Origin of the sequence: Nevskia soli, from assembly GCF_903970205.1 — a bacterium.
In the GTDB taxonomy this organism is placed as follows: domain Bacteria; phylum Acidobacteriota; class Terriglobia; order Bryobacterales; family Bryobacteraceae; genus Bog-113.
Map to the genome: position 1 here is coordinate 1 of NZ_CAJCHS010000097.1, position 3832 is coordinate 3832.

A 3832-nucleotide genomic window follows, 5' to 3' on the forward strand; every position below is an offset into this window, starting at 1 on the left:
TCGGCAGCCGCAAGCAATTGGCGGGTTGGGCTGGGTGTTCGCCGCGTTCCAGTTGCCGGGGCTCGCTTTGTCGTTAATCTACTTCGCGGTCCCGCCGGCAGTACTGTCCGGGTTGCTGGCACTCTTGCTCGGGTGTGCGGCCTGGCTGGCCGGCCGTTCCCATCTGCGAAACTAGAGATAGCAATACATCTCTCGGAAGCCCAACGCCGGGCTGCTGAGTCTCATAATTCTATCGTGCAAAAAATCGATACGGCGCGGGATACTCGCGCCCCTTCTCTTGGCTTCGGCTTCACCTTTCCGGACCTGTATGCGGCGGACGGACTGGCGCGGCTGGACGATGAGTTCCTCTCGCAGCTGCGGGGCGTTGCGTCGGAACTGGAAGGGCGGCTACGGGATGCGCGGCGCGATCCGGCTGCGGTCACCGCTGCGCAGTATTCCGAGCTGATCGTCCACCTCGGGCCTTACGTCGAGGATTTCGTCGGAGAGCTGTTCGGAATCGAGCCGGAACTCCGCGCCCTTCAAGCCAAACAACATGAACTAGCGCCCTTGTTTTCCGTAAAGCGCAAGTTCGTTCAGCGCAAAGCGCTCACCGGCTGGACCGCGGAGGCGGCTGAGGAACTCGATGGATCAGCCATGGCACGCGACTTGGAGACCTATCTCAACGAGCCGCTCACCGAACTCTCGTTCGCGCAGCACGTGGCGCGCTGGAGCGAAAACGAACCCACTCACGAAGCCGAGCTTCGATTGGCCGCCCGCTACGCCGCGTGGGCGACGCTGACGCCGCAAGGCAAAGCAAAGCACCACGCCGGCGTTCTCTTCAAGACGCCGCACAAGTTGGATATGCATCACCTGGTCCCGGTGCAGTCGATCGAGGCCAATGGGCTGGTGCAGCTCGAATTCGGTTCGGATCGCTGGCGGTCGAGGGAGGGCTTTCAACTGACCGATCCCGGAACCGATCTGACCGGCGCGCTGGATCAGGCGCATTACTGCATTAAGTGCCACAACCAGCGCAAAGACAGCTGCTCGACGGGGCTCCGGGAAAAGTCCACGCCCCATCAGCCCGGCGCGTTCAAGAAGAGCATCTTCGGAGTCACGCTCGCCGGTTGCCCGCTCGAAGAGAAGATCTCCGAGATGAACCAGCTGAAGGGCCAGGGGAATCCGATCGGCGCGCTTGCTGCCGTCACGATCGATAACCCGATGGCGGCCGCGACGGGCCATCGCATCTGCAATGACTGCATGAAGTCGTGCATCTTTCAAAAGCAGGAACCGGTCGACATCCCGCAGGTGGAGACGCGGACGCTCAAAGACGTTCTCGATCTGCCGTGGGGCTTTGAAATCTACAGCCTGCTGACCCGTTGGAACCCGTTGAACATCGCGCGGCCCTACCCGCGAGAAGCAACCGGATACAAAGTGTTGGTGGTCGGTTTAGGCCCCGCCGGCTTTACGCTGTCCCATCACCTTCTAAACGATGGACACGCGGTCCTGGCCGTCGACGGTCTGAAGATCGAGCCGTTGCCCGCCGATCTTTCGGGAGTCGACGCCTACGGACAGCGCCATCAATTCCGGCCCATCCGCGACATCACGGAGATTTACGAACGCCTGGATGAGCGCGTAATGGCCGGGTTCGGCGGCGTGGCCGAGTACGGCATTACGGTGCGCTGGAACAAGAATTTCCTGAAAGTGATCCGGCTGCTGATCGAGCGGCGCGCGGCGTTCAGCATGTATGGCGGCGTGCGCTTCGGCGGGACACTGACGGTCGACAGCGCTTTCGATCTGGGCTTCGATCACATCGCACTATGCGCGGGCGCGGGACGGCCCACCGTGATCCCGATGAAGAACGGACTGGTGCGCGGGGTTCGGCAGGCCTCCGATTTCCTGATGGCGCTGCAACTCACCGGAGCGGCGAAGTACGAGTCGCTCGCCAACTTGCAGATTCGGATGCCGATCGTGGTGATTGGCGGCGGACTGACGGCCGTCGATACGGCGACGGAATCGCTCGCCTACTACGTCGTGCAGGTTGAGAAGTTCCTGAAGCGCTTCGAGATCCTGGTTGCGGAACGCGGGGAGCGCGAGGTCCGGCGCGTGTGGACGCGGGATGAAATCGAAGTCGCGAATGAGTTCCTTTCCCATGCCCGCGCCATTCGCGCCGAACGGGCTCAGGCGGCGCGCGAAGGCCGGGATCCGCGATTCACGAGTTTGTTGCAATCCTGGGGCGGTGTCACCATCGCGTACCGGCGGCGGTTGATCGACGCGCCGAGTTACACGTTGAACCACGAAGAGGTTTCGAAAGCGTTCGAAGAAGGCGTCCGGTTCGCCGCGTGCGTGGTTCCCGAAGAAGTGGAAGTGGATGAAACGGGGGCCGCGAGCGCGCTGCGTCTCGAGAAATACCGGCTGGATGAAACGACCGGCAAACTCACGGCAACGGGCGAGCGCGCCGTGCTGCCCGCGCGAACCATTCTGGTCGCAGCGGGCACGCAGCCCAACACCGTGCTAGCGCGCGAGGACGAACACAACGTTTCGCTCGACGGGCGCTTTTTCCAGGCCGTGGATGAGCAGGGCGCGCCAGTGAAACCAGAGCGTGTCGCGAAACCGGCGACGCCGCAGGTGCTGATGAGCCTTCGTCCGGACGGCAAAGCGATCAGTTTCTTCGGCGATCTGCACCCTTCGTTCAGCGGCAACGTCGTCAAGGCGATGGGCAGTGCGAAGCAGGGGTATCCGGTCATCTCTCGCGTGCTCGGCCGGCGAACTCCATCGTCGCCGGCGCCGAAGGATCTGCAGGCCCAACTCGATGAAGAGCTGCGGCCGATGGTCCATGAGGTAGTCCGGCTGACCCCGAATATCGTCGAGATCGTAGTCAAAGCGCCAATTGCCGCCCGAGCGTTCCAGCCGGGCCAGTTCTACCGGCTTCAGAACTACGAAACGCTGGCCCGCCGGGTGGATGGAACCACCCTGGCGATGGAAGGGCTGGCGCTCACGGGCGCGTCCGTCGATGCGGAAAAGGGCCTGCTCTCGACCATTGTGCTTGAGATGGGCGGTTCGTCGGATCTGTGTGCGCAGCTTCATCCAGGTGAGCCCGTCATTCTCATGGGTCCAACGGGCACACCGACGGAAACCCCGAGCCACGAGACGGTTCTGTTAGCCGGCGGAGGTCTTGGCAACGCGGTGCTGTTCTCCATCGGGCAGCAGTTGCGGGCGGCGGGATCGCGTGTTGTGTACTTCGCGGGGTACAAGAAGATCATCGATCGCTACAAGGTCGAAGAGATCGAAAAAGCGGCAGACGTAGTGGTGTGGTGCTGCGACGAAGCGCCCGGGTTCACGCCGGGACGCGTGCAGGATAGCGCGTTCGTCGGCAACATCGTGGAGGGCATGGCGGCGTATGGCCGCGGCGAACTGGGCGACGCCGAAATCCCGCTTCATTCCGTAGACCGGCTGATCGTGATCGGATCGGACGGCATGATGCGCGGCGTCCAGCAGGCACGGCACGGCATCCTCCAGCCGTTCCTGAAGCCGGATCACCATGCGATCGGCAGCATCAACTCGCCGATGCAATGCATGATGAAAGAGATCTGCGCGCAGTGTTTGCAGCTGCACAAAGACCCCGTTACCGGCGAAGAGACGGTGGTGTTCTCGTGCGCCAACCAGGATCAGCCCCTGGACCAAGTAGAGTTCAACAGCCTGCGTACTCGTCTTTCACAAAACGGCGCCCAGGAAAAGCTGACCAAGATGTGGATCGATCACTGTCTGCGGATGGTGGGCGAGAGGCCGCGCTTCGAACAGAATCCGCTGCCTATGTTCGAAGCACCGGTAAGATAGAACTCACGCGGCTCAACAC

General features: G+C 62.3%; 1 protein-coding gene. It reads left to right on the forward strand.

All coding sequences use genetic code 11. The features are described 5' to 3' along the window. The first annotated feature begins 234 nt into the window (after positions 1-234). Positions 235-3813 (forward strand): FAD-dependent oxidoreductase, encoded by a 3579-nt coding sequence (locus tag H1Y01_RS04670; protein ID WP_219341265.1) that lies wholly within the window; start codon positions 235-237, stop codon positions 3811-3813. The last annotated feature ends 19 nt before the right edge of the window (positions 3814-3832 follow it).